Raw genomic sequence first — 21382 nt, 5'->3', positions numbered from 1 at the left:
ATCTGCCGCACACTTAGCACATCGCCGCGCACGGCCGCACGTCGGCCGAGCCGCACATCAGCACAGCACCACCTGACACCTCTGGGGGAGAGATGTTCTCGATCGCCGTCATCGGCGCGGGCTACTGGGGTCCGAACCTGATCCGCAACTTCCGGTCCAACCCGGCCTGGGACCTGGTCGCCGTCTGCGACCTCGACGAGCAGCGCGCCCGCAAGGTCGTCGGGTCGCGCTCCACGGTCGAGGTCGAGACCTCGGTCGAGCGGCTGCTCGCCCGTGACGACATCGACGCGGTCGCCATCGCGACGCCCGCCCGTACGCACGCCCCGCTCGCGCTCGCCGCGTTCGAGGCCGGCAAGCACGTGCTGGTGGAGAAGCCGCTGGCCGACAACGCGGAGACCGCGGCACTCATGGTCAGCGCCGCCGACGCGGCCGGCAAGGTGCTGATGATCGACCACACCTTCTGCTACACCTCGGCGGTCCAGCGGATCCGCGACGTGATCGCCGCCGGCGAGCTCGGCGAGGTGCTCTACGTAGACTCGACGCGGATCAACCTCGGGCTCGTGCAGCCCGACGTCGACGTCTTCTGGGACCTGGCGCCGCACGACCTGTCGATCCTCGACTTCATCCTGCCCGGTGGGCTGCGCCCGGAGACCGTGACCGCGAGCGGGGCCGACCCGCTCGGCGCGGGCAAGGCCTGCGTCGGCTACCTGACGCTGCCGCTGGGCAACGGAGGGATCGCCCACATCAACGTGAACTGGCTGTCCCCCACGAAGATCCGCCAGATGGTGATCGGCGGCAGCCGCCGGACCCTCGTGTGGGACGACATGAACCCGGCCCAGCGGATCTCGATCCACGACCGTGGCGTCGACCTGCGTACGCAGGCCGCCGATGCAGCCCGCCGCGAGGCCGTCACCGTCTCGTACCGGATGGGCGACGTCGTCGTCCCGGCGCTGAAGGAGACCGAGGCCCTCGCGGGCGTCGCGACCGAGTTCGCCGCCGCCATCGAGGCGGGCCGCGCGCCGCAGACCGACGGCCGCTCGGGCCTGCGCGTCCTGTCCGTCCTCGAGGCCGCCAGCGCGAGCCTCGCCAGCGGTGGGCCGGTCCGGACCGACGGCGCGACCGTCGCCGACCGCGAGCTCGTCGCGTGATCGCCCCCGAGCTGCCCGACAACGGGCTGCGTGGCGCGACCACGCTCGTCACCGGCGGCGCCGGCACCATCGGCTCCACCATCGTCGACCAGCTGCTCGCGGCCGGGGCCGGCGAGGTCCGCATCCTCGACAACCTCGTCCGGGGCCGACGGGCCAACCTCCGCGGCGTCCTCGACGACCCGCGCGTCCGGCTCGTGGTCGGCGACCTGCGCGACCGCGACCTGGTCAACGACCTGACCCGGGGCGCGGACGTCGTCTTCCACCAGGCCGCCATCCGGATCACGCAGTGCGCCGAGGAGCCCCGGCTGGCCCTCGAGGTGCTCGTCGACGGGACGTTCAACGTCATCGAGGCGGCTGCCCAGCACAAGGTCGGCAAGCTCGTCGCCGCCTCATCGGCGTCGGTCTACGGCCTCGCCGAGGAGTTCCCGACGACCGAGCACCAGCACCCGTACGACAACGACACCTTCTACGGCGCGGCCAAGACGTTCAACGAGGGCATGCTCCGCAGCTTCCGGGCGATGTCCGGCCTCGACTACGTCGCCCTGCGCTACTTCAACGTGTACGGCCCGCGGATGGACATCCATGGGCTCTACACCGAGGTGCTGATCCGCTGGATGGAGCGCATCGTCGACGGCAAGCCGCCGCTGATCTTCGGCAGCGGTGCGCAGACGATGGACTTCGTCTTCACCACCGACATCGCCCGGGCCAACCTGCTCGCGGCGGCGAGCCCGATCGCCGAGGGCGTCTACAACGTCGCCCGCGGCGAGGAGACCTCGCTGCTGCAGCTGGCCGAGCGCCTTCTCGCGGTGATGGGGTCCGACCTCGGCGTCGAGCACGGTCCGGACCGCCCGGTCAACGGCGTCACCCGCCGCCTGGCCAGCACCGAGGCCGCCACCCGCGACCTCGGCTTCACCGCCGAGATCGGCCTCGACGAGGGGCTGCGTCAGCTCGTCGACTGGTGGCGCTCGGAGAAGGCCCTGGGCAACGACCCCGGCAAGGACGCGCAGGACGACACGACCCCCGAGCCGGCCGGAGCCATGGCATGAGCCGCGTGAACGTGATGCTCCCCTACCTGGGCGAGGAGGAGGTCGAGGCGGTCGCCGAGGTCCTCCGCTCGGGCTGGGTGGCCCAGGGCCCGCGGGTGGCCGAGTTCGAGCGCCTGTTCGCCGCGTCGATGCAGGCCGAGCACGCGGTCGCCGTCTCCTCGTGCACCACCGGGCTGCACCTCGCCATGGTCGTGGTGGGCGTCGGTGCCGGCGACGAGGTCGTCGTGCCGTCGTTCTCGTTCATCGCCACCACCAACGCCGTCCGCTACGTCGGTGCGACGCCCGTCTTCGCCGACGTCGACGTCACCACGGGCAACCTCACGCCGGAGACGGTCGAGGCCGAGCTGACCGACCGCACGAAGGCCGTCGTGGTCGTCGACCAGGGCGGCGTCCCGGTCGACCTCGACGCGATCCGCGCGGTGTGCGACCCCCGCGGGATCGCCGTCATCGAGGACGCCGCGTGCGGCGCCGGCTCGACCTACCGCGGGCGGCCCGTCGGAGCCGGCGCGGAGATCGCCGCCTGGTCGTTCCACCCGCGCAAGATCCTCACCACCGGTGAGGGCGGGATGATCACGACCTCCCGGCAGGACTGGGCGGACCGGGCTCACAAGCTCCGGGAGCACGCCATGAGCGTGTCCGCCGCGGACCGCCACGCCTCCGTGCTGGCGCCGCCCGAGACCTACGACGAGGTGGGCTACAACTTCCGCATGACCGACCTCCAGGCGGCGGTCGGCATCGTGCAGCTCGGGCGCCTGCCCGAGGTCGTGGCGCGCCGGCGCGAGCTGGCGGCGACGTACACGAAGTTCCTCGCCGAGGTCCCCGGGCTGCGCACCGTCATCGACCCCGCGTGGGGCGAGAGCAACTTCCAGTCCTTCTGGGTCGAGGTCGGCGACGCGTACCCGCTCGACCGCGAGGGGCTGCTCGAGCGGCTCGCGCACGCCGACATCTCCGCGCGGCGCGGGATCATGTCGACGCACCGGCAGCCGCCGTACGTCGGCGTGGCCGCGCCCGGCTCGCTGCCCGTCACCGAGCACCTCACGGACTCCACGCTGATCCTGCCCCTCTTCCACCAGATGGACGAGACGCAGCAGGGCCGGGTGGTCGACGTGCTCGTCGAGGCCGCCCGGGCATGAGCGTCCCCCTCGTCCTCGTCGCCGCGAGCGGCCTCGCGCGCGAGGTCCTCGCCGCGCTGGCCCACGACGGATGCGGGTTCGAGGTGCGCGGCCTGCTCGACGACGCGCCGAACCTGCAGGGCACGACTGTCGGCGGGTTCCCCGTCCTGGGGACGCTCGACGTGGCCGCGGCTCACCTCGACGCCCGGTTCCTGGTCTGCGCCGGGAAGGGCTCGAGCCGGGCCTCGATCGTCGAGCGGCTCACCCGGCTCGGGGTCGCGCAGGACGGGTACGCGACGTTCGTGCACCCGCGCGCCTCGGTCCCGGGAACTTGTCGGATCGGCTGCGGCAGCGTGATCCTCGCCGGTACCGTCCTCACCACGGACGTCAACGTGGGCAGGCATGTCGTGGCGATGCCGAACGTCACGCTGACCCACGACGACTCCGTGGCCGACTTCGCGACGCTCTGCGCCGGGGTCAGCCTCGGGGGCAGCGTGCGCGTCGGGCGCGCCGCCTACCTCGGCATGAACAGCAGCGTGCGGGAGCACACCACGGTCGGCTTCGACGCGGTCCTCGGGATGGGGGCGGCCCTGGTCGCCGACCTGCCCGACGGCCAGACCTGGGTCGGTGTGCCGGCCCGACCGCGCCAGTCCACCCCGGTGACCGGCACGACCTACGACACCACCTCGATGGGGAGCCTCTCGTGAACACCGCCATTCCACTGGTCGACCTCGCTGCGCAGCAGAAGGAGATCCACGAGGAGGTGATGGCCGGCCTCGACGAGGTCTTCGCGACCACCGCCTTCATCGGCGGCAAGCCGGTGGGCGAGTTCGAGCGGGCCTACGCCGAGGCCACCGACGTCGCCCACTGCGTCGGGGTCGCCAACGGCACCGACGCCGTCGAGCTCGCGCTGCGCGGGGTCGGGGTCCGGGCCGGCGGCGAGGTCATCATCCCGGCCAACACCTTCGTCGCGACGGCCGAGGCGATCTCGCGCATCGGCGCCGTCCCCGTGCTGGTCGACGTCGACGACGAGCACCTGCTCATCGACCCCGACCTGATCGCCGCGGCCGTCACCGGACGGACGCAGGCCATCGTCCCGGTGCACCTGTTCGGCCAGGTGGCCCCCGTCGAGCGGGTCCTCGAGGTCGCCGGGGACATCCCGGTCGTCGAGGACGCCGCCCAGTCCCAGGGCGCGACCCGGTTCGGCCGCTTCGCCGGCAGCCTCGGAGCGGTGGCGGGCACGAGCTTCTACCCGGGCAAGAACCTCGGGGCGGCCGGCGACGCCGGCGCCGTGACCACGCAGGACGGCGAGATGGCCGGGCGCATCAGGGTCATCGCGAGCCACGGCTCCGCGCGCAAGTACGACCACGAGGTCGTGGGCATGAACTCCCGCCTCGACACCGTCCAGGCCGTGGTGCTCAACGCCAAGCTGCGCCGCCTGGCCGGCTGGAACGAGCGGCGCCGCGAGGCCGCCGCCCGCTACGCCACCCTGCTCGCCGACGTCGACGGCGTCCGGGCCCCGCGCTCGGCCGAGGGCAACGTCGACGTCTGGCACCTCTACGTCGTCCGGGTCGCCGAGCGCGACGCCGTCCTGCGCAGCCTCAACGAGGCCGGCATCGGTGCCGGCATCCACTACCCCACCCCGGTGCACCTGACCCGCGCGTACGCCGACCTCGGCCTCGAGCGGGGCTCGTTCCCGGTCGCCGAGCAGGCCGCGGACCAGATCCTGTCGCTCCCGCTCTACCCGCACATCACGCAGGCGCAGCAGGAGCAGGTCGTGGCGGCGCTCCGCGCAGCGGTGGCCGCGCACGGCGTCCGGACCGAGGTGTCGACCGCATCGTGACCGACGGCGCAGGGCCGTCGACGGCGGCGGCGCCGTCGGCGCAGGACGCACCGGCCGCGGCGGAGCCCACGCTCGCCCGGTCGGTGGGCCGCGGCGCGGCGTGGGCGCTCGCGGCGAACATCACCATGCGGTTCGCGAGCGTGGCGGTGACGGCGATCCTCGCGCGGCTGCTGTCGAAGGAGGACTTCGGGATCTTCGCGGTCGCGCTCGCCGTCTACCTCGTGGTCGCGAGCCTCGCCGAGCTCGGGATGGCCTCGGCCGTCGCGCGGTCACCGCTGGAGCCCGAGGAGATCGCTCCGACCATCTCCTCGATCTCGATCCTGGCCAGCGTCGGCATCGCGGTGCTCATGGCGAGCGGCGCACCGCTGATCGCCTCCGCACTGGGACAACCCGGCGCCGCGCAGCCCATCCGCATCCTCGCGCTGTGCCTGGTGCTCACCGGCGTGTTCGCGGTGCCCGGCGCCCAGCTGGTCCGCGAGTTCCGCCAGGACAAGATCTTCCTCGGCACCGTGGTCGGGTTCCTCGTCGCCAACCCGCTCCTGGTCCTGCTGGCGCTGCACGGCGGGGGCGCCACCGCCTTCGCCTGGTCGCGCGTGGTCGGGCAGCTCGCCACCGGGCTCGTCTTCGTGCTCAGCACGTCGCGGCGCTACTGGCCGCGCTGGCGCCGTGAGGTCGTCCGTCCGCTGCTGCGCTTCGGCCTGCCCCTGTCGCTGGCCAACCTGGTCAACTGGACGCTGCTGAACGCGGACTACATGATCCTCGGGCGGCTGGTCGACGCGGCGCAGATCGGCGTCTACGTGATCGCCTTCAACGTCGCGAACTGGTCCACTGCCGTCCTCGGCTCGGTGCTCAACAGCGTGGTCGTGCCCGCCTTCGGCCGCGTCGCCGACGACCGGGAACGCCTCGGCGCGGCCCTGACGTCGTCCACGGGGCTCGTGGCCGCCGTCGCGCTCCCCACCGCAGCGATCAGCGCCGCCCTCTCCCGCCCGCTGGTCGACACCGTCTTCGGCGCGCGGTGGGCCGAGGCGGCGCCGGTGCTCGTGGTCCTCGCCGGCTACGGTGCCCTCTACGCCTTCTCGCTGCTTTTCGCGAACGTCCTGGTCGCGACCGGGCAGACCGTGCGGCTCCTGCTGATCCAGCTCGGCTGGGTGGTCGTCCTCGTCCCGGGCATGGTGCTCGGAGAGCACTGGGCGGGGCTGCGTGGTGTGGCGTGGGCGCACGTCGTCACCATCGGCCTGATCGCGGTGCCGGCGTACGGCGTCGCCGTCGTGCGAGCCACCGGCCGGCACCCTCTCCTGCTGCTGCGCGCCGTGGTAGCGCCGCTGGTGGCGGCGACGCTCGCCGCGGCCGCGGCCCGCCTGGCCAGCCAGCCCTTCACCACGCCCTGGCTCGCCCTGCTCGTGGGTTGCCTCGCCGGAGGGGTCGTGTACGCGCTGGCCATCGCCCCCATGGCGCTGCGGCAGCTGCCCGACCGGTTCGTGCCCGGCTGGGTCCCCGGGTGGGCGCTCCAGGCGCGGCGCGAGGTCGCAGCCCCGTGACCCAGGTGTCCGAGCCCGTGACCTCTATCGTCACGACGCCCGCCGGTCCGGGCACCGCGGACGACGGGCGCCGCCTCAGCGTCCTGGTCGGGCTGGAGGGTCTCGCGCTGGGCGGCTGCCCGATCAACGCCCTGGACCTGGGCCGGACGCTGCGCGCCCGCGGGCACCGGGTCGAGGTCTTCGCCATCGACGAGCAGGTCAAGACCTCGCTGCTGCCCTACGCGGAACGCTCCGGCTTCACGCCCACAGTCCTTCCCCAGCACGCAGGGACGTTGGAACGCGCTCGGCAGATCCGGCGACTGGCGCTCGAGTCCTCAGCCGACGTCGTCCACGTCTTCGGGCCGTGGCTCGGGCGCGCCGCGACGATGGCGGTCGCAGGGGCCACGCCGCGGTCGGCCGTCGTAACCAACTGGATGATGGAGAACGTCCCCTACGTGCCGCGGAGGACGCCGCTCGTCCTCGGCACGAGGTCGCTGCGCGACGAGGCCGAGCGCATGCAGGGCCGCCACGTCTGGCTGATGGAGCCTCCTGTCGACCTCGACGCCGATGCCGCCGACCCGGAGGCCGGGCGCCGCTTCCGCCGCGAGGTAGGGATCGGCGACGACGAGCTGGCGGTCGTGGTGGTCGGCCGCGTGGACGCTCACCTGAAGGAAGAGGGGCTGGGGCACGCCATCGACGCGGTCGAGCGCCTGGACCTGCCCGCGTTGCGGCTGGTCGTGGTCGGTGACGGCGATGCGTTCGAGCGGGTCGCGGGTCGGGCTGCTGCGGCGAACGAGCGGCTCGGGCGCCCGGCCGTCGTTCTCACCGGCTCCCGGCAGGACCCGAGGCCGGCCTACGACGCCGCCGACGTCGCCCTCGGCATGGGCGGGTCCGCGCTCCGGGCGCTGGCCCACGCGCGCCCGCTCGTCGTGCTCGGCCAGAACGGGTACGCCGCGACCTTCGACGTCGGCACCCGCGAGCACTTCGCGACCGAGGGGTTCTTCGGCGAGGAGCCGGTTGCGGACCCGGCAGGCCACCTCGCCCACCAGCTCGAGCGCCTGCTGGACCCGGTGCACCGCGCCGAGCTCGCGGCCTTCGGGCACGCCGAGGTTCAGCGCTACGGGCTGCAGGCCGGCGCCGACCAGCTCGAAGCCCTCTACCGGACCGAGCTCCGCCAGCTGCCCGGGCTACCGCGCAGGCTGACCGACGCCGGTGCCCTCGTGCTGCGTGCGGCCGCGCACGACCTCCGGCACGCCAGGACTTGGTGACTCCCGTGCGGGTCCTTGTCATCAGCCACGAGGCGTCGCGCAGCGGTGCGCCCCGGGTCGCCGCGATGGTGTCCCGCGACCTCGTGGAGGCCGGGCACGAGGTCGCGGTGCTGTCGCGCCTGCCCGGGCCGCTGATGGCCGACCTCGGGACAGCGGCACCCGCGGCCGTCGAACCGCTGCCTCGCGTGCGGCGTCGGCTGCGACGCACACGGGGCCTGCGCGGCGTCACCTTCGCGCTGGACACCGCGGTCGCCGCGCTCGAGCTGCTGCGGCACCGGCCCGGTCTCGTCTACGTCAACTCGACCGCGGCCGCCGTCTACCTGCGCCCGGCTCGGTGGCTGCGCCTGCCTCGTGTGCTGCACGTGCACGAGTCCGGCGCGGTGGCGTCCTCCTTCCTCCGGCACGAGCACGCGGCGGCAGAGCTCGAACGGACCACCCTCGTGGCCTGCTCGCCCAGCGTGCGCGCCGACCTGGCCGTCCTCACCGGGAGGCCGCCGGAGGCGGTGGTGCTGCTGCCGTCGGTCCCGGACGACGACCTCGTCGCCCGGCTCGCCGATCTCGACCCCGACCGCCCCTACGCGGCGGACGATCTGGTCGTAGGGTGCTGCGGCAGCGTCGAGCACCGCAAGGGCCCGGATCTGTGGGTCCAGGTCGCGCGGCGGGTGCGCGAGGCCCTGCCGCAGCGCGCCGTGCGCTTCGTGTGGCTCGGCGACCTCGCCGCACCCGTGCCCGGCGCCGACGAGGCCGGGGCCGAGTTCGTGGGCCCCACCACCAACCCGTACCCCCACATGCGGCGCTTCGACGTCGCGACGCTGCCGTCGCGCGACGACCCGTTCCCGCTCGTGGTGCTCGAGTCGATGCTGCTCGGGACACCCGTCGTCGCCTTCGACGTCGGCGGGGTCGCCCAGCAGGTCGGCGACGGCGGGCGGGTGGTGCCGGCCGAAGACGTCGACGCCTTCGCCGCAGCGGTGACCGAGCTCCTGGTCGACGCCGACGAGCGCCACCGCCTCGGAACAGCGGCCGCCCGCCGGGTCGACGGCCTGTACTCGAGCAGGGTCTTCGCCGAGCGCCTCGAAGAGCTCGTCGTCGCACCCGGGCGCTAGCCCCGGCTCAAGCCACCAGGGTCGACCCCCCGAGAGGCTGCGCCGCGCGGCGCGACCACGCCTCGGGCAGGCGGTCCAGCGGCAAACCGCCCAGCAGCCACATCTCGTCGGGGTAGATGCCGAGCAGCCACGGGCGGTCACCGGTCGTGAACAGCGCCGCGTCGGCCAGGTCGTCGAGATCGAGTCCGACGACGAGCACGATCTCCTCCACCCCGACGCCGGCGAGGACGTCGGGGACCTCGGCGACCGTCGAGACCGCGGACATGGTGACAGGGCGGCCGAAGCGGGTCAGGCGCAACGGTTCGCGCCCGTGCTCGACGAAGCCCCCCGCCCGGTCGACGTCGACGAGCCGCAGGGGCGTCCCCGGCTCCAGCAGGTCCACCTCCTCACGGATGTCGCTCAGGACGACCGGGACCTGCAGCCGTCGGCGGGCGCGGCGGGCGAGCAGCGAGTGGCGCAACCAGCGCAGCCGCCAGCCGTGGGCACGGACGAGTCGGGTGCGCCGCAGTCGGGAGCTACCCGCGCCGATCGTGCCGCAGGTCGTGCAGATCGGCCGCAGCGTCGGGTACAGCTCGCCCACCCGGCCGTGCGCGACATCGAGTCGCGCCATGTTGATGCTGAGGCTGTTGTGGGTGACCGCGAGGTCGACCGCACCCGCCGCCAGGCCGAGCCCGACGACCCGGAGGCTGTACTCCACGGCGTACGCGTGCCAGGCCAGGTCCGGGTCCTCGGTGAGGGGGTGCTCCAGGACCTGCTCCCGACGGACCATGAACAGGACCTCGTCGAGCGTCTGGACCTCGACGGGCTCGGGGGCGTGCTCGCCGATCAGCTGCGTGCGGTCGCGCAGCCGACCGACGTTCAGCCCGCTGTCGGTCACGCCATTCGCGCCCAGGACCCCCCAGCGCCCGCCCTCGAGGTGCGAGCCCGCCTCGACGAGCCGGTCGATCGAGTGCAGGTAGACGTCCTGGTGCACGAAGACCACGAGTGGGTGCCGAGCCAGGGAGGCGCCGTGGTTGAGGGCGGCACCCGCGCTCGTGAAGCGGTGCGTCGTGTTGTCGACGGGGATGTAGTCGACGTCGAGGTCGCCGCGGTAGGCCGCGACCGAGCTATCCAGGCACTCGGTGCGGACCGCGGGGTCGTTGAACACGCAGACGATCGAGATCCCTGCGGCCGATCGGTCGCCGGTGGGCGCCACGGTCATCCTCCTAGCTCTCGCTGAGCAGTCGCGGGTCGAGCAGGGCTCGTGCCGCCGCCCGGTTCTTGGTCCGTCCCAGAGCAGCGCGCGTGACCTCCCGCAGCAGCGTGACCGCCCAGAAGAGGAAGGACGGGACGCCACCGTGACGGCGTCGGTAGAGCTTCAGCCGGTTCACCGTCTGCAGGCTCCACAGCCAGTCGACCGAGGTCGACGAACCGCCCTCGAGGTGGATCGCGCGCGCGGTCGGGACGTAGAGCGTGCCCAGCCCCGCGTCGCGGGCGCGGAGGCCGTAGTCGGTCTCCTCGCAGTAGAGGAAGAACGACTCGTCCCAGGGCCCGCAGGTCTGCCAGCACTCCGCGCTGACGAGCTGCGTCGACCCCTCCGCCCAGTCCACGAGCTGCTCGTGCTCGTACGCACGCGGGTCCGTGACCACCTCGCCGAGCCGCAGGACACGCCCGGCGACCTTGGCGCTGAGCACGGCGTCGAAGAAGGACCGGACGCAGCTCGGCTCGCGCCGGATCGAGGCGATCAGCTCTCCCTGCGCACCAGTCAGCCGCGGCACCGCGATCCCGGCCCCCCGGTCGCGGAGCCGGAGCAGGAGCTCGGCGACGCAGCCCTCCTCGAGCCGCACGTCGGAGTTGAGGAGCAGCACGGCGGTGTGCGGGTCCGCCACCGCCACCCCGGCGTTCAAGCCGGCGGCGTAACCGCCGTTGCGCCCGGTGCGCACCACGAGGGCGTCGGGCGCGAGGGACTCCAGCACGTCGGGACCGTCGTCGTCGGAGTCGTTGTCCACGCCGACCAGCTGGTAGGAGACTCCGCGCAGGCCTCCGGGCAGCGAGGCCACCAGGTCGGCGAGCAGGGGTGCGCTGTTGTACAGGACGACCACGACGGCGACGTGCTCGCGCGCCAGCCGCTCACCCGGCGCCGACCCCGCGCTCACGCGGCCTCGACCTCCTCGCGCGACAGCCGGTAGAGCCCGCCCGCCAGCCCGAGGACGAGGAAGAAGCACCCCGCGGACTGCGGGAAGCCGAAGGTGTCGAAGAAGGCGAGGCCGGCAGCGCCGCTGAGCACCGCAGCCAGGAGGCCCTGAGCGAGCTGCCGGTCGAAGTCGTCGGTCAGCCGTCGGCGAGCTGCTCTCGCGCACCAGGCGGCCGTGAGGATGAGGACGAGGAGGCCGCCGAGCCCGAGGACACCACCCTCGATCAGGAGGCCGAGGTAGCCGTTGTCGAGGATCCAGTACTTGGGCAGGAAGGTCCCGAACCCCCGGCCGAGGACCGGGCTGTGGGCGAAGAAGGTGGCGACCAGGTCGTAGCTGCCGGTCCGCGACGCGATGCTGGGGTCGTCCCCCGCCTGGGTGAAGAGCTTGGTGGTCGCACCCAGCGAGCTCGGCACGACGACGTACACCAGCCCGCCGAGCACCGCCGCGACGGCGAGCGCTTTCAGACGCAGAGCGCCCGACCAGCTCAGCGCGAGCACGACGATCGCGATGCCGGAGCACACGAGGGCAGAACGTGAGCTCGAGAGGACGATGTCGAGCGCGATCACCGCCGTGACGGCCGCGTACAGCCAGCGCAGACGTGGGGCCTTCAGTGCGTGGACCACTGCGAGCGGAAACGCCATCGACAGCACCACCCCGTACTCGATGGGGTGCGTCGACGTGCCGCTCGGTCGAGGGAGCCCACCGCGGTTGATCAGCTCGCCCGTCCCGTTCGAGGTGAGCCCGGGGATGTGGATCCGATCGACCAGCACGTCCTTCGTCACGAACTGCAGGAGGCCGAGGAGCGCCACCAGGAACACCGCCAGGACGAGACGCGAGACGAAGGTCCGGTACCGGTCCCGGTTCGACAAGCCGTCGCTGGCGACGAGGAGGACGCCCGTGAAGCCGACGAGCTTGAGCATGCCGAAGTCGGCCGGGCTGATCTCGTCGAAGGGGATGGGTGAGGCCATCGCGTGGGCGTAGACCACGACCATCACCAGCAGCCAGACGAGCGCGGCGCGTCGGACCGGTCTGGCGAAGGGCAGGCCGGGCGTCGTGCGGTCCACCTGGAACCACAGCCAGACGAGGAAGAGCGCGACAGCCGTGACGGTCGAGGGGGCCCCGGCGCTCCCGAGGGGGCCGAGGACCATCACGGAGGGGATGGCGAGCAGCAGGACGAGGTAGACGGTCAGGACCGTGGCGCCGTCGACTCCCCTGCTCCGGACCCGCTGGGGCACCGAGCGTTCGGGGCCCAGCTCGCTGAGGACGAGCCCGGTCACCGATCAGCCCCAGCCCGCGCTGGTCGGCTGGGGCACCTTGCCGCCGGGCGCGCGGGGGTCGTCGGACTGCTCGACCTCGGGCCCGATGGACCCCCAGCCGTCGGCCTCCTCGACCGTCGGTTCGGCCGCCACCGGCGTGCCGGCAGCCGCGTCGTCGTCGGTCCAGCCCCAGCCCGCGTCGGCCTCCTCGGCCTCCTGCGCCGGACCGGACGCCGCGACAGGTCGCTCGGGGCGGGTGCCTCGGGACAGCAGCAAACTGTCCAGCAGCCCGATGGCGAGCAGGAACAGGGCCAGCGAACCGCCGCCGACGAGGATGCCCGCCCTGATCTGGTTCTTGCGCACGACGACCGGCACCACGTCGGCGGTGACCGGGGTGGAGGTGATGTCGGCGCGGGCCCGCAGGTTGAGGCTGCCCTGCAGCGAGCGGAGCGAGGCCGGGACCTGATTCATCACGGCACCGAGCGCGGTGATGGCGTCCTGCTGGCTGTTCGCTTCGATCGTCACCATGATCACGGGAGCGCTGCTCTCGTAGTCCGGCGTCACGGTGTACTTCACCTTGGGGTGCGACTGGCACAGGGAGTCGCGCATCGCGAGGTATTTCGCGTCCCCCGTCGCCGAGCAGAGCGCCAGGAAGGTCGACTGCGAGGTCATCGAGCGGATGACGATGTCGCGGGCCTGGCCGAGACCGCTCAGCTCGAGGTACGGGTTGCCCGTGGAGACGGCCTCACCCGGACGCTGCTGCTGCAGGGTCGCGCCGGGCGGCACGAGCAGCGTGGTGCCCTTCGCCTCGTACGTCGGACCGACCAGCGCGAGCGCGGCGACGGTCGCGACGACGGACAGCACGAGCGCTGCCAGCGCGAGGTACCAGCGCCGTCGGATCGCCAGGATGAAGTCCTGGACCTGCATGGACAAACCCCCCTGGACCTGACGACGCAGGACGACGCGTCAGGAGCACAAGCCGAGGTCGCCCGGTCTGCGCGGGGCTGCGTCGACTGTCGCCGACGCGCCTCGCGGACCACCAGGTCCCCCCTGCATCCCCCGGTGCCGTCTCCGGCACCCTCACGAAAGGGTAGAGCCTGGGAACGGCTCCCGCAGAGATCGGGGAAAAGCCGCCCCGGCCTCGACGATCTGGTCGAACCCGGGACGAGGCCCTCGCGCGCGTGGGAGGATCCTTCGCGGGGGTGGCAGGGACAGATGACTTCTCGCGAGCTGGTGCACGTGCTCGTGCGGCGCTGGTACGTCCTCGTCGCCGGCGGCCTCCTCACCCTCGTGGCGCTGGGCGGCGTCTTCGTCCGCCCCGGCGTCTACTGGGCCCAGATGGAGCTCGTCCTGGTGGCGCCGGCGGAGCCGTACTACCCGAACACCGTCGCGGACGCGCCGCACAGCCTGGCACCCCTGGCGGCGCTCGTGGTGAGCGACTTCAACGGCCCGCGGCCCCCGCTGCTCACGTCGTACGCGACGACGACCCTCTTCGGTCTCGGCGTGCGCGACGGCGTGCAGGTCCGGTTGCCCAACCAGGGCTCGCAGTTCCAACCCCTCTTCACCGCCCCCACCCTCGACGTCCAGGTGGTCGGCAGCAGCGAGCAGGAGGTGACGGTCCGGGCCGAGCAGGTGAGGGGCCAGGTCCAGGAGCTGCTCCAACGGCGGCAGGCGCTGGCCGGCGTGGCGGACCGCAACCGCGTCCGGGCGATCTCGTCACCCGAGGCGCTCGACGTGCAGCACATGACGGGCAGCCGCACCCGCGCGCTCGCCGCGACCGGGCTCGTCGGCGCCCTCGCGACCGGGCTCCTCGCCTGGAGCTGGGACCGGTTGGTGGCGCGCAGGCGCCGACGCGGAGCCGAGGCGGACCTGGACGGCGAGGCCGGACCGGTGGTAGCGACCGATCACCAGGGCACGCAGGTCAGCTCGCTGTAGAGGTAGTCGACGTCGCGCTCGTCGACCGCCGAGCTCTTGACCATCTTCGGCCGGTTCTGGTGGAACGGTCGCCCCAGGGGCGGCGACACGTCGGCGACCCTGCTCTCCAGGATCGAGGCCACGGCCCCGCGTCGGAGGAGATGACCTGCAACCGCTCCGTACGCCGACCGGAACAGCCCCGCGTCGCTGACGTGCAGGATCGTCGCGAAGAGCGGCAGACCCTTGCGACGGTCCCGCCGGTAGACCACGTAGCACGTCCGCGCCCCTCGGACCAGGACGAGGTGGTGGGCGGCCAGCGCGCGACGGTGGTCCTCGAAGTGCTGACGGTCCGTCCCGACGAGCAGCCGGGCGATCTCGTCCGGCTCGGTCACGACGCGCGTCCCACGGGTCGGCGTGGGCAGGTTCGCGACCAACCAGGTGCGGTGCTCCAGAGGTCGGAAGCCGAGGCGACGGTCCAGCTCTACGACGTTGCCGCTCGGGGAGAAGTCGGTGAACTCGAGACCCGGCTGCCGCAGGAGCGCGCGGATCAGCCGGACGGTGTGCAGGCGGTGCGGCTCGTCCACGCAGAGCGCGGCCACGTTGCAGAAGGTGCGTGTCTCGCCGGCCACCTCGCGTGTGGCGTAGTAGGCCACGTTGACCCCGACGACCCGGTTGGCGAGCAGCAGCATGAACCCGTGGTTGGGGCCCGCGCCGACCCAGGACGGCACGATCGCCGCCGCCCAGGCCTCGACGTCCAGGCGCGGGTTGAGCGCGCGGTGGAGGTAGTCGGCGACCCGACCGACGTCCTCGTCGGCGACCGGTCGGATGACCACGTCCTTCCCTCCGGGCACGGCGGCGAGCATACGGTCCCGCCTCCTGCGCCGCGGTCGAAACCCACGAACTCGACCCAGGCCGCCGAGTCGCCCGCTAGCGTGGCCTCGCGCCGAGGCGGCCCTGCGGATCCGGGGCCTGCCAGCGACGTCGGAGCCGGGGGGGACGGGACGTGGGCATGGTCAGCGTGGTCATCGCTGCGCACAACGAGGCCGCGGTCGTCGGGCGCTGCCTCGACGCGCTGCGTGCGCAGCAGGGTGCGGGCGACCTCGAGGTGGTGGTCGTGGCCAACGGCTGCAGCGACGCCACGGTCGCCGCCGCGACGCGTCCGGGGGTGAAGGTCCTGGACCTGTCCGAACCCGGCAAGTCCGCCGCCCTGGTGGCCGGCGACGCCGTGGCCCACGGGTTCCCCCGCGTCTACCTGGACGCGGACATCGTGCTCCCGCCGCACGCGCTGGCGGCCGCCCTCGAGGTGCTCGCCGACCCGTCGGTGCTCGCTTGCGCACCGCTGCGCCACGTGGTCACGACCCGCAGCAGCCTTCTGGTCCGTGCGTACATGGCGGTGAGCAGCCGGCTGCCCGCCTACCGCAACAGCCTGTTCGGCCGCGGCATGGTCGTGCTCTCCAAGACGGGTCGGCGTCGCTTCGACACCTTCCCGGGGGTCGTGGCCGACGACCTCTTCCTCGACTCGCTCTTCTCCGCCGACGAGAAGCGGCCCATCCCGTCGGTCGACGTCGGGGTCGTCGCACCGGCCACCGCACGCTCGCTCCTGCGCCGTCTCGTACGCGTACGGCGCGGCAACGCCGATCTGCGGGCCACGGCCCCGGGCTCGGTGCCCAGCCGCGGCACCGTGGCGGAGGGCCCGACCGTCCGTCGGTCGGACAAGCTCTCCTGGCTGACGGACGTGGTCCTGCAGCGTCCTGTCCTCGCGCCCGCCGGCGCCGTCTACGCGTCATTCACGCTGCTCGCCGCGGTCCTGGCCCGGGTGGGGTCCAGGCGGCCGCCGTCGTGGGGCCAGGACCAGACCTCGCGCGGACCTGTTCCGGCGGGCCGCGCGCCGGAGGCCACGCGGTGATCCACCTGTGCTTCCACGGCGTCGGGGTGCCGGTGCGCGAGCGCGAGCCGGGCGAAAGCCGCTACTGGATCAGCCGCGAGCTCTTCGCCCGCGTGCTCGACGAGGTCGACGGACGCGACGACGTGCGCCTCAGCTTCGACGACGGCAACCGCTCCGACGTCGAGACGGCGCTGGACGCGGTGCTCGCCCATGGGCGCACCGCCACCTTCTTTGTGATCGCCGGCCGGCTCGACCGGCCGGACAGCCTCTCCGCGGGCGACGTCCGCGCCCTGCGGGACGCCGGGATGACGATCGGGACCCACGGCATGGACCACGTGCCCTGGCGCGGGCTGTCCCCCGCCGACGAGCAGCGCGAGCTGGTGGACGCGCGCCAGGTGCTCGCCGAGGTCGTGGGGGCGTCGGTGGACGAGGCGGCGTTCCCTCTCGGACGCTACGAGCGAGCCAGCCTCACCACCCTGCGCCGGCTCGGCTACCGCCACGTGTTCACGAGCGACCGGCAGCCGTCGGAGCCAGGCAGCTGGTTGCAGCACCGGTTCAGCCTGCGCTCCGACGACACCCTCGAGGGCTTGCGCGCCGAGGTGCTCACCACCCAACCGCGCCCCCGGCTCGCCTTCGGTCGGATCAAGACGGCGGTCAAGCGGCTGCGCTGACCACGCTGCCGGCGTTCAGCGCTGACGGGCGTCCAGGAGGACCCGCAGCTGCTCGAGCCGCCGGGGACCGACACGCGCGTAGGTGAAGTCGGCGGCACGGCGCCGGGCCTCGGCCCCGAACGACCGGCGGCGTCCCGGGTCGGCGGCGAGGTCGACGAGCGCGCTGGCCAGCTGGTCCACCGAACCCGGCTCCGCCACCACGCCCGACCGCCCGGTCTCGACCAGGCGTGCCGCGCCCATCGGCGTCGTGATGACAGGCAGCCCGCAGCCGGCAGCCTCGTACGTGACCTGCGGACCGCCCTCCTCGAGGGTCGGGAAGACGAAGACGTCGGCGGAGCGGAATGCGTCGCCGACCCGGTCCTGGAAGCCCACGGCCCGGACGTTGCCCAGCGCCTCGGCCTGGGCCACCCGCCCGGCCACCTCGGGGGCCACCCGACCGACCAGCACGAGCTCCGCTCCCGCCCCGAGGTCGGCGCGCGCCCAGGCCTCGAGGAGCTCGGGCACCCCCTTGCGGACGTTCACGCTGCCCACGAACAGGAAGCGGACGACGGACCGGTCGCGCTCCTCCGGTTCCCCTGCGAGGCGTTCGGGGGACCAGCCGAAGCTCGTCGGCAGGATCCGCGCCTGGTCCAGACCCAGCCGGCGCAGCGAGGCCTCGACCTCGGGGTTGGGGGCGAAGACGGCGTCGTAGCGGCGTAGCGCGTCCGACTCCGAGGCGATCCGCTCGGGGCCGATCCCGTGGGTCGGCGCGAGCCCGAGCCGGGCGTAGGCGTCGTCGAGCAGCGGTCCCGAGGTGGCGAGGGCGGTGTTGATCATCTCGCGGACGCAGAGCACCCCGCGCGCCTGCGCCCGCTCGACCAGCGCGAGGGGAGGGTCCGGCCAGAAGTACGCGACGGTGCGCCCCGGGTCCACGCGGTCCAGGGCCGCCGCGAACTGGTCGTCCAGACGCCGCAGCGCCCGCTCCTCGACCAGGCGCCACGGCACCAGGGAGCCGGCTCCGGCGACGCCCGGCCGCAGCACGACACCCTTCGGCCGGCGACGGAACCGTCCGGCGTGGAGCGCCGTGGTGACCGTTGGGGAAGCCCACGCCCCCAGGATCGCCGCGCAGGTCTGCGCGGGGCCGTTGCCGTTGAACGAGTAGGGCGCGTAGGTCAGCACCGTGACGGGCGAGCCGACGGTCCGCTCGGTCGGGCTGCGCACCGGGTCATGCTCTCACCGCTGCCGGTGGCGCAGGTCCGGGACCGAGAACTCGTCCGGGCGGCCACCGGCCGCCGGACCCCGAGGTCCGACGGCCGGTGGAAGGTGCCGTGGAGCGGTCGTCCTGGCGGACGGATCAGTACGCGGGCCTGCCCGCGTTCGGGCCGTCGTACCAGACGTTCCCGCTGGTGACGACCGGGTTGTCGACCGAGGTCAGCGGGCCGTACGCACCCGACCGGGCGTACACCTGCGTCGTGAACTTGTTGTTCGTGATGTCGATGTTCGAGATCTTCGACAGCACGTCGACGCCGGAGAGGAACCCGCCGTAGACCGTGTACGCACCACCGCCGAGCAGGTTGTTGTCGATGGTGATGTTGCGCATCTCCCAGGCCGAGCCGGTCGAGAGGATGATGGCCGACGTCGAGCCCTTGGGCGAGATGATCGTGCTGTGCAGGACCTGCAGGTTGTCGGTCCCCAGAGACTGGATGCCGTCGTTGTGCGAGTCGCCGGACATGGCCAGGTCGTGGATGTAGGAGTCGCGGAAGACGACGTCGTCGCCGGCCTTGGCCCCGTCCACCGTCCCGTGGATGTCGCAGCGCGTGCAGGTGTAGCCACCGCCGCCGATCGCCGCGTCACCGTCGGTGTTGCCCTGGCCGTCGATCTCCACGTCGGTCATGCGCAGGCCGGTGTTGCCGTTGTCGCTGAGCACGTTGAAGAAGCAGCGGTCGGTCTGCAGCAGCGAGTTCTTGATGGTGACGTCGTCCGCCTTGATCACGAGGCAGCTGGTGATCTTCTTCGAGTCGATGACCGTCCCGTCCTGGGTGATCGTCGACGGTCCGGTGTAGGCGCCGAGCGAGGTGCCGTCGGGCACGCCCGTGGTCGACGAGCTCGGGAAGCCCGTCGGGCTCGTCGGGCTGGACGTCGGCGTGGGCGTGGGCGTCGGGGTCGGCGTCGGAGCGGGTGCCGCGGTGGTGGCCGCCTCGAAGGTCACGTCGACGTAGTAGTTCGACTTCTGCCAGACGGACGCCGGGAAGCGCAGACCGGACCCGTAGGAGTAGGTGCCGGCGGTGCCGGTGATGGTCGCGCCCTCGTCGGGCCAGCCGTAGGGGTTCGTGACGGAGTAGTGCCCGTCGGGCATGAAGGTCGCGGCCGTGTAGCTGACTCCGCTCTTGACCGCCACCGGGCTGGAGAAGGTGACGCGCTGCCAGCCGCTCGAGGACTCCGAGCCGTACGTCGCCTTGGCGAGCAGCGTGCCGTCGGCGGTGTAGAGCGCACCGACGTGGGTGCCGGTGTTGCCGTTGCCCTTGTAGAAGCGCACGCCCGTGACGACGCCCGAGGACTTCGGGGTGAACTTCACGCCGACGGTCAGCGAGTCGCCGTCGTTGTAGCTGGAGATCGAGGGGCTGCCACTGCCGAGCACCGTCTCCGCGGCGGCCGCGGTCGGGCTGCTCGTGGGCAGCAGGAGGGCCACCACGCCGAGCAGCAGCGCGAGGGTGGAGCCGGCGAGGGAGCGGGGCAGGCTGCGCGCCGACCCGGCCGGCCGGGGGCCGGGGTTTGGCCGGTGGGCGGGCTGGCGCCGAGCAGGCGTCGTGATCACCATCGGTGTCCGTTTCTGTCGAGACCGGTAGGGGGTCGGTCGTCGGGGTTCGACGTCTCAGGCCCGCTGACACCCGTCGCGCCTGACGCGTTCCGGACGAATCTAATTCCATCTTGGGAAATAGAAATGCAAGACTTAGAGACGGCGGCGACTATAACAGTCGCATAACGGTCTGTCATCTTGCGCCCGCGCCAGTGACGATCGGTAAAGATCAACAAATGCAGCGCCGGGTTCTCGCAATTCGACGCCATTCACATCAATAGTCACCCAAAGCACCCGTTCGAAGGCTTACTTCCCTTGCAAGCAAGAGAACATCGCCGGCCTCGGCGGTGCACCGCGGGCACTTTCCCGAAACTACCGCGGGGCCGCCTCCACACCTGGTGGTGATGTCTGCCACAGTCTCCGAATCACGGCACAAAGTCACAAAACCGGCATGTGCACGCCCTGCTCCGTAGCATGAGGGGCACCCGTCCGACGGCACGGCGACCGTTCCTCGTGCATCTCGTGCTCGGGGCTTCCCGGCGTGACGCGAACCTCGAGGAGGCCCAGACCGTGCAGGTCTCGTCCACGCGCACGGGGCTCCGGCTCGCCGCTGGCGGAGCGGCCCTGCTGCTCGCAGCCGGCTGCGCCACCTCCGGCGGCTCGTCCGCGCGCAGCCCCGCGCCGGCGCCGGTGCAGCCCTCGAACCCGCCGGCGAGCGCGAGCGCCGCCTCGACGCCCGTCGTCGCCGGACCCGCCACGACGGGCGTCCCACCGGGGACCGGGCTGAAGCCGTACACAGGGCCGACGACGATCACGACGCCCGGGACGGTCATCGACGCCGCGACCATCACGGACTGCCTTGTGATCAAGGCCGACGACGTCACCATCTCGCGCTCGCGGATCACGTCGCCGGGCTGCCAGTTCAACGTGCTGTCTGACGCCGGCAACACCGGCCTGCGGCTCGTCGACGTCGAGATCGACGGGCAGGACAACACCACCGGAGACTCCGCCGTCGCGGGCGCCGGCTACACCTGCCTGCGCTGCGACGTGCAGGGCACCACGGACGGGTTCAAGGCCGGGAGCGACGTGACCATCCAGGACAGCTGGATCCACGACCTGGCGATGACGAAGGAGTCCCACAACGACGGCGTGCAGTCGCTGGGGACCAACCGGCTCACGATCGGGGGCAGCACGATCGTGCTTGCCGACGGCGCGACGTCGGCCGTGATCCTCTCGACGGGCAGCGCCAGCGCGATGCGCAACGTCAGCATCTCCGACAACGTGCTGGGCGGTGGCGCCTTCACGGTGTACGGGGGCTACTCGGCCGGCGAGGACGACGTGGCCAAGGTCTCGGGCATCGCGATCACCAACAACCGCTTCTCGACCAAGATCCATCCGAGGAGCGGCGCGTACGGCCCCATCACCTCGGCGGACCCGCCGGTCGTCGTCAGCGGCAACACCTGGTACGACGGTCCCGAGGCAGGCCGATCGCTGTCTTGAGGGGCGGGTCCTGAGGCGCAGGTCCTGAGCCCCTGCCCGGCAGCGCCTGGTCGTCGGGCACGAGCCTCGGCGGCGGAACCGCTGGTCCGGCAGGTGTAACGCGTGGTCGCCGACCAGCGATGATCTGCGCGATCGTCAGCAGATCAAGGACCCGGCCGGGGGACGGCAG

At 72.6% G+C, this 21382-nt stretch carries 19 protein-coding genes; 12 read left to right on the top strand and 7 right to left on the bottom strand.

Annotation, left to right across the window (positions count from 1 at the left end; translation table 11 throughout):
* The first annotated feature begins 92 nt into the window (after positions 1-92).
* Genes BMY04_RS07040 through BMY04_RS07005 form a run of 8 tightly spaced genes read left to right on the top strand, consistent with a single transcriptional unit; the run spans position 93 to position 9037 of the window.
* Positions 93-1148, top strand: a complete 1056-nt coding sequence (locus BMY04_RS07040) for a Gfo/Idh/MocA family protein (protein WP_091178386.1) — start codon at positions 93-95, stop codon at positions 1146-1148.
* The gene (locus BMY04_RS07035; protein ID WP_232506155.1) at positions 1145-2194 is read left to right on the top strand and encodes an NAD-dependent epimerase/dehydratase family protein; all 1050 of its coding nucleotides are present in this window, start codon (positions 1145-1147) and stop codon (positions 2192-2194) included. Before BMY04_RS07040 ends, BMY04_RS07035 begins: the two co-directional genes overlap by 4 nt.
* A complete protein-coding gene (locus BMY04_RS07030) occupies positions 2191-3327 on the top strand; it encodes a DegT/DnrJ/EryC1/StrS family aminotransferase (RefSeq protein WP_091178385.1) in 1137 nt (378 codons plus the stop codon). The genes BMY04_RS07035 and BMY04_RS07030 overlap by 4 nt, the downstream gene beginning before the upstream one ends.
* Positions 3324-4013, top strand: coding sequence for a NeuD/PglB/VioB family sugar acetyltransferase (locus BMY04_RS07025; protein WP_091178384.1), 690 nt, complete (start codon positions 3324-3326; stop codon positions 4011-4013). Before BMY04_RS07030 ends, BMY04_RS07025 begins: the two co-directional genes overlap by 4 nt.
* Positions 4010-5149: a DegT/DnrJ/EryC1/StrS family aminotransferase gene (locus BMY04_RS07020; RefSeq protein WP_232506154.1), complete on the top strand. Its 1140-nt coding sequence runs from the start codon at positions 4010-4012 to the stop codon at positions 5147-5149. The genes BMY04_RS07025 and BMY04_RS07020 overlap by 4 nt, the downstream gene beginning before the upstream one ends.
* Entirely contained in the window at positions 5146-6687 is a 1542-nt protein-coding gene (locus BMY04_RS07015; protein ID WP_091178383.1) for a lipopolysaccharide biosynthesis protein, read from the top strand. The genes BMY04_RS07020 and BMY04_RS07015 overlap by 4 nt, the downstream gene beginning before the upstream one ends.
* Before the next feature lie 17 nt (positions 6688-6704).
* Positions 6705-7934 (top strand): glycosyltransferase family 4 protein, encoded by a 1230-nt coding sequence (locus BMY04_RS07010; RefSeq protein WP_139209781.1) that lies wholly within the window; start codon positions 6705-6707, stop codon positions 7932-7934.
* Between the two features lie 5 nt (positions 7935-7939).
* Positions 7940-9037 carry a glycosyltransferase family 4 protein gene (locus tag BMY04_RS07005; protein WP_091178381.1) on the top strand — a complete coding sequence of 366 codons (1098 nt, stop codon included), beginning with the start codon at positions 7940-7942 and terminating at the stop codon, positions 9035-9037.
* Between the two features lie 7 nt (positions 9038-9044).
* Here the strand turns inward: BMY04_RS07005 and BMY04_RS07000 are convergent, their stop codons facing one another.
* From BMY04_RS07000 to BMY04_RS06985, 4 genes are read right to left on the bottom strand one after another with little or no spacing between them, the layout of a single operon-like run.
* The gene (locus BMY04_RS07000) at positions 9045-10232 is read right to left on the bottom strand and encodes a glycosyltransferase family protein (protein ID WP_170854032.1); all 1188 of its coding nucleotides are present in this window, start codon (positions 10230-10232) and stop codon (positions 9045-9047) included.
* A gap of 10 nt (positions 10233-10242) precedes the next feature.
* Positions 10243-11172: a glycosyltransferase gene (locus tag BMY04_RS06995; protein WP_232506153.1), complete on the bottom strand. Its 930-nt coding sequence runs from the start codon at positions 11170-11172 to the stop codon at positions 10243-10245.
* On the bottom strand, positions 11169-12488 hold the full coding sequence (locus BMY04_RS06990) for an O-antigen ligase family protein (protein ID WP_091178379.1): 1320 nt from the start codon (positions 12486-12488) through the stop codon (positions 11169-11171). Before BMY04_RS06990 ends, BMY04_RS06995 begins: the two co-directional genes overlap by 4 nt.
* 3 nt (positions 12489-12491) lie before the next feature.
* Positions 12492-13394, bottom strand: coding sequence for a hypothetical protein (locus tag BMY04_RS06985; RefSeq protein ID WP_091178378.1), 903 nt, complete (start codon positions 13392-13394; stop codon positions 12492-12494).
* A 288-nt stretch (positions 13395-13682) separates the two neighbouring features.
* Between BMY04_RS06985 and BMY04_RS06980 the strand changes: the two genes are divergently transcribed.
* Complete coding sequence (locus BMY04_RS06980; RefSeq protein WP_091178377.1) at positions 13683-14402, top strand: hypothetical protein; 720 nt, start codon at positions 13683-13685, stop codon at positions 14400-14402.
* Here BMY04_RS06980 and BMY04_RS06975 read toward each other — a convergent pair.
* Complete coding sequence (locus tag BMY04_RS06975) at positions 14372-15232, bottom strand: hypothetical protein (protein WP_198409970.1); 861 nt, start codon at positions 15230-15232, stop codon at positions 14372-14374. The two genes, BMY04_RS06980 and BMY04_RS06975, sit on opposite strands and share 31 nt — an antisense overlap.
* Before the next feature lie 158 nt (positions 15233-15390).
* Here BMY04_RS06975 and BMY04_RS06970 point away from each other — a divergent pair, with 158 nt between their 5' ends.
* Positions 15391-16287, top strand: a complete 897-nt coding sequence (locus BMY04_RS06970) for a glycosyltransferase family 2 protein (protein ID WP_091178576.1) — start codon at positions 15391-15393, stop codon at positions 16285-16287.
* Positions 16284-16937: a polysaccharide deacetylase family protein gene (locus tag BMY04_RS06965; RefSeq protein WP_091178376.1), complete on the top strand. Its 654-nt coding sequence runs from the start codon at positions 16284-16286 to the stop codon at positions 16935-16937. Before BMY04_RS06970 ends, BMY04_RS06965 begins: the two co-directional genes overlap by 4 nt.
* 15 nt (positions 16938-16952) lie before the next feature.
* On the opposite strand, the gene BMY04_RS06960 is transcribed toward BMY04_RS06965, so the two are convergent.
* Both BMY04_RS06960 and BMY04_RS06955 read right to left on the bottom strand, forming a co-directional pair.
* Positions 16953-18137, bottom strand: a complete 1185-nt coding sequence (locus tag BMY04_RS06960) for a glycosyltransferase family 4 protein (protein WP_091178375.1) — start codon at positions 18135-18137, stop codon at positions 16953-16955.
* A gap of 133 nt (positions 18138-18270) precedes the next feature.
* Positions 18271-19734, bottom strand: a complete 1464-nt coding sequence (locus BMY04_RS06955; RefSeq protein ID WP_091178374.1) for a DUF4082 domain-containing protein — start codon at positions 19732-19734, stop codon at positions 18271-18273.
* 453 nt (positions 19735-20187) lie between these two features.
* Between BMY04_RS06955 and BMY04_RS06950 the strand changes: the two genes are divergently transcribed.
* Entirely contained in the window at positions 20188-21213 is a 1026-nt protein-coding gene (locus BMY04_RS06950; RefSeq protein ID WP_139209780.1) for a hypothetical protein, read from the top strand.
* The last annotated feature ends 169 nt before the right edge of the window (positions 21214-21382 follow it).

This window comes from Microlunatus flavus, assembly GCF_900110855.1.
GTDB classification, from domain to species: Bacteria; Actinomycetota; Actinomycetes; order Propionibacteriales; family Propionibacteriaceae; genus Microlunatus; species Microlunatus flavus.
This window is presented reverse-complemented; position numbering and strand designations above follow the sequence as displayed.

Bases quoted from the DNA above. Each gene is read 5' to 3' on its own strand.
- BMY04_RS06980 (WP_091178377.1), top strand. From the start codon at position 13,683: ATGACTTCTCGCGAGCTGGTGCACGTGCTCGTGCGGCGCTGGTACGTC.
- BMY04_RS07030 (WP_091178385.1), top strand. From the start codon at position 2,191: ATGAGCCGCGTGAACGTGATGCTCCCCTACCTGGGCGAGGAGGAGGTC.
- BMY04_RS06985 (WP_091178378.1), bottom strand. From the start codon at position 13,394: ATGCAGGTCCAGGACTTCATCCTGGCGATCCGACGGCGCTGGTACCTC.
- BMY04_RS06955 (WP_091178374.1), bottom strand. From the start codon at position 19,734: ATGGTGATCACGACGCCTGCTCGGCGCCAGCCCGCCCACCGGCCAAAC.
- BMY04_RS07040 (WP_091178386.1), top strand. From the start codon at position 93: ATGTTCTCGATCGCCGTCATCGGCGCGGGCTACTGGGGTCCGAACCTG.
- BMY04_RS06950 (WP_139209780.1), top strand. From the start codon at position 20,188: ATGAGGGGCACCCGTCCGACGGCACGGCGACCGTTCCTCGTGCATCTC.
- BMY04_RS06970 (WP_091178576.1), top strand. From the start codon at position 15,391: ATGGTCAGCGTGGTCATCGCTGCGCACAACGAGGCCGCGGTCGTCGGG.
- BMY04_RS07025 (WP_091178384.1), top strand. From the start codon at position 3,324: ATGAGCGTCCCCCTCGTCCTCGTCGCCGCGAGCGGCCTCGCGCGCGAG.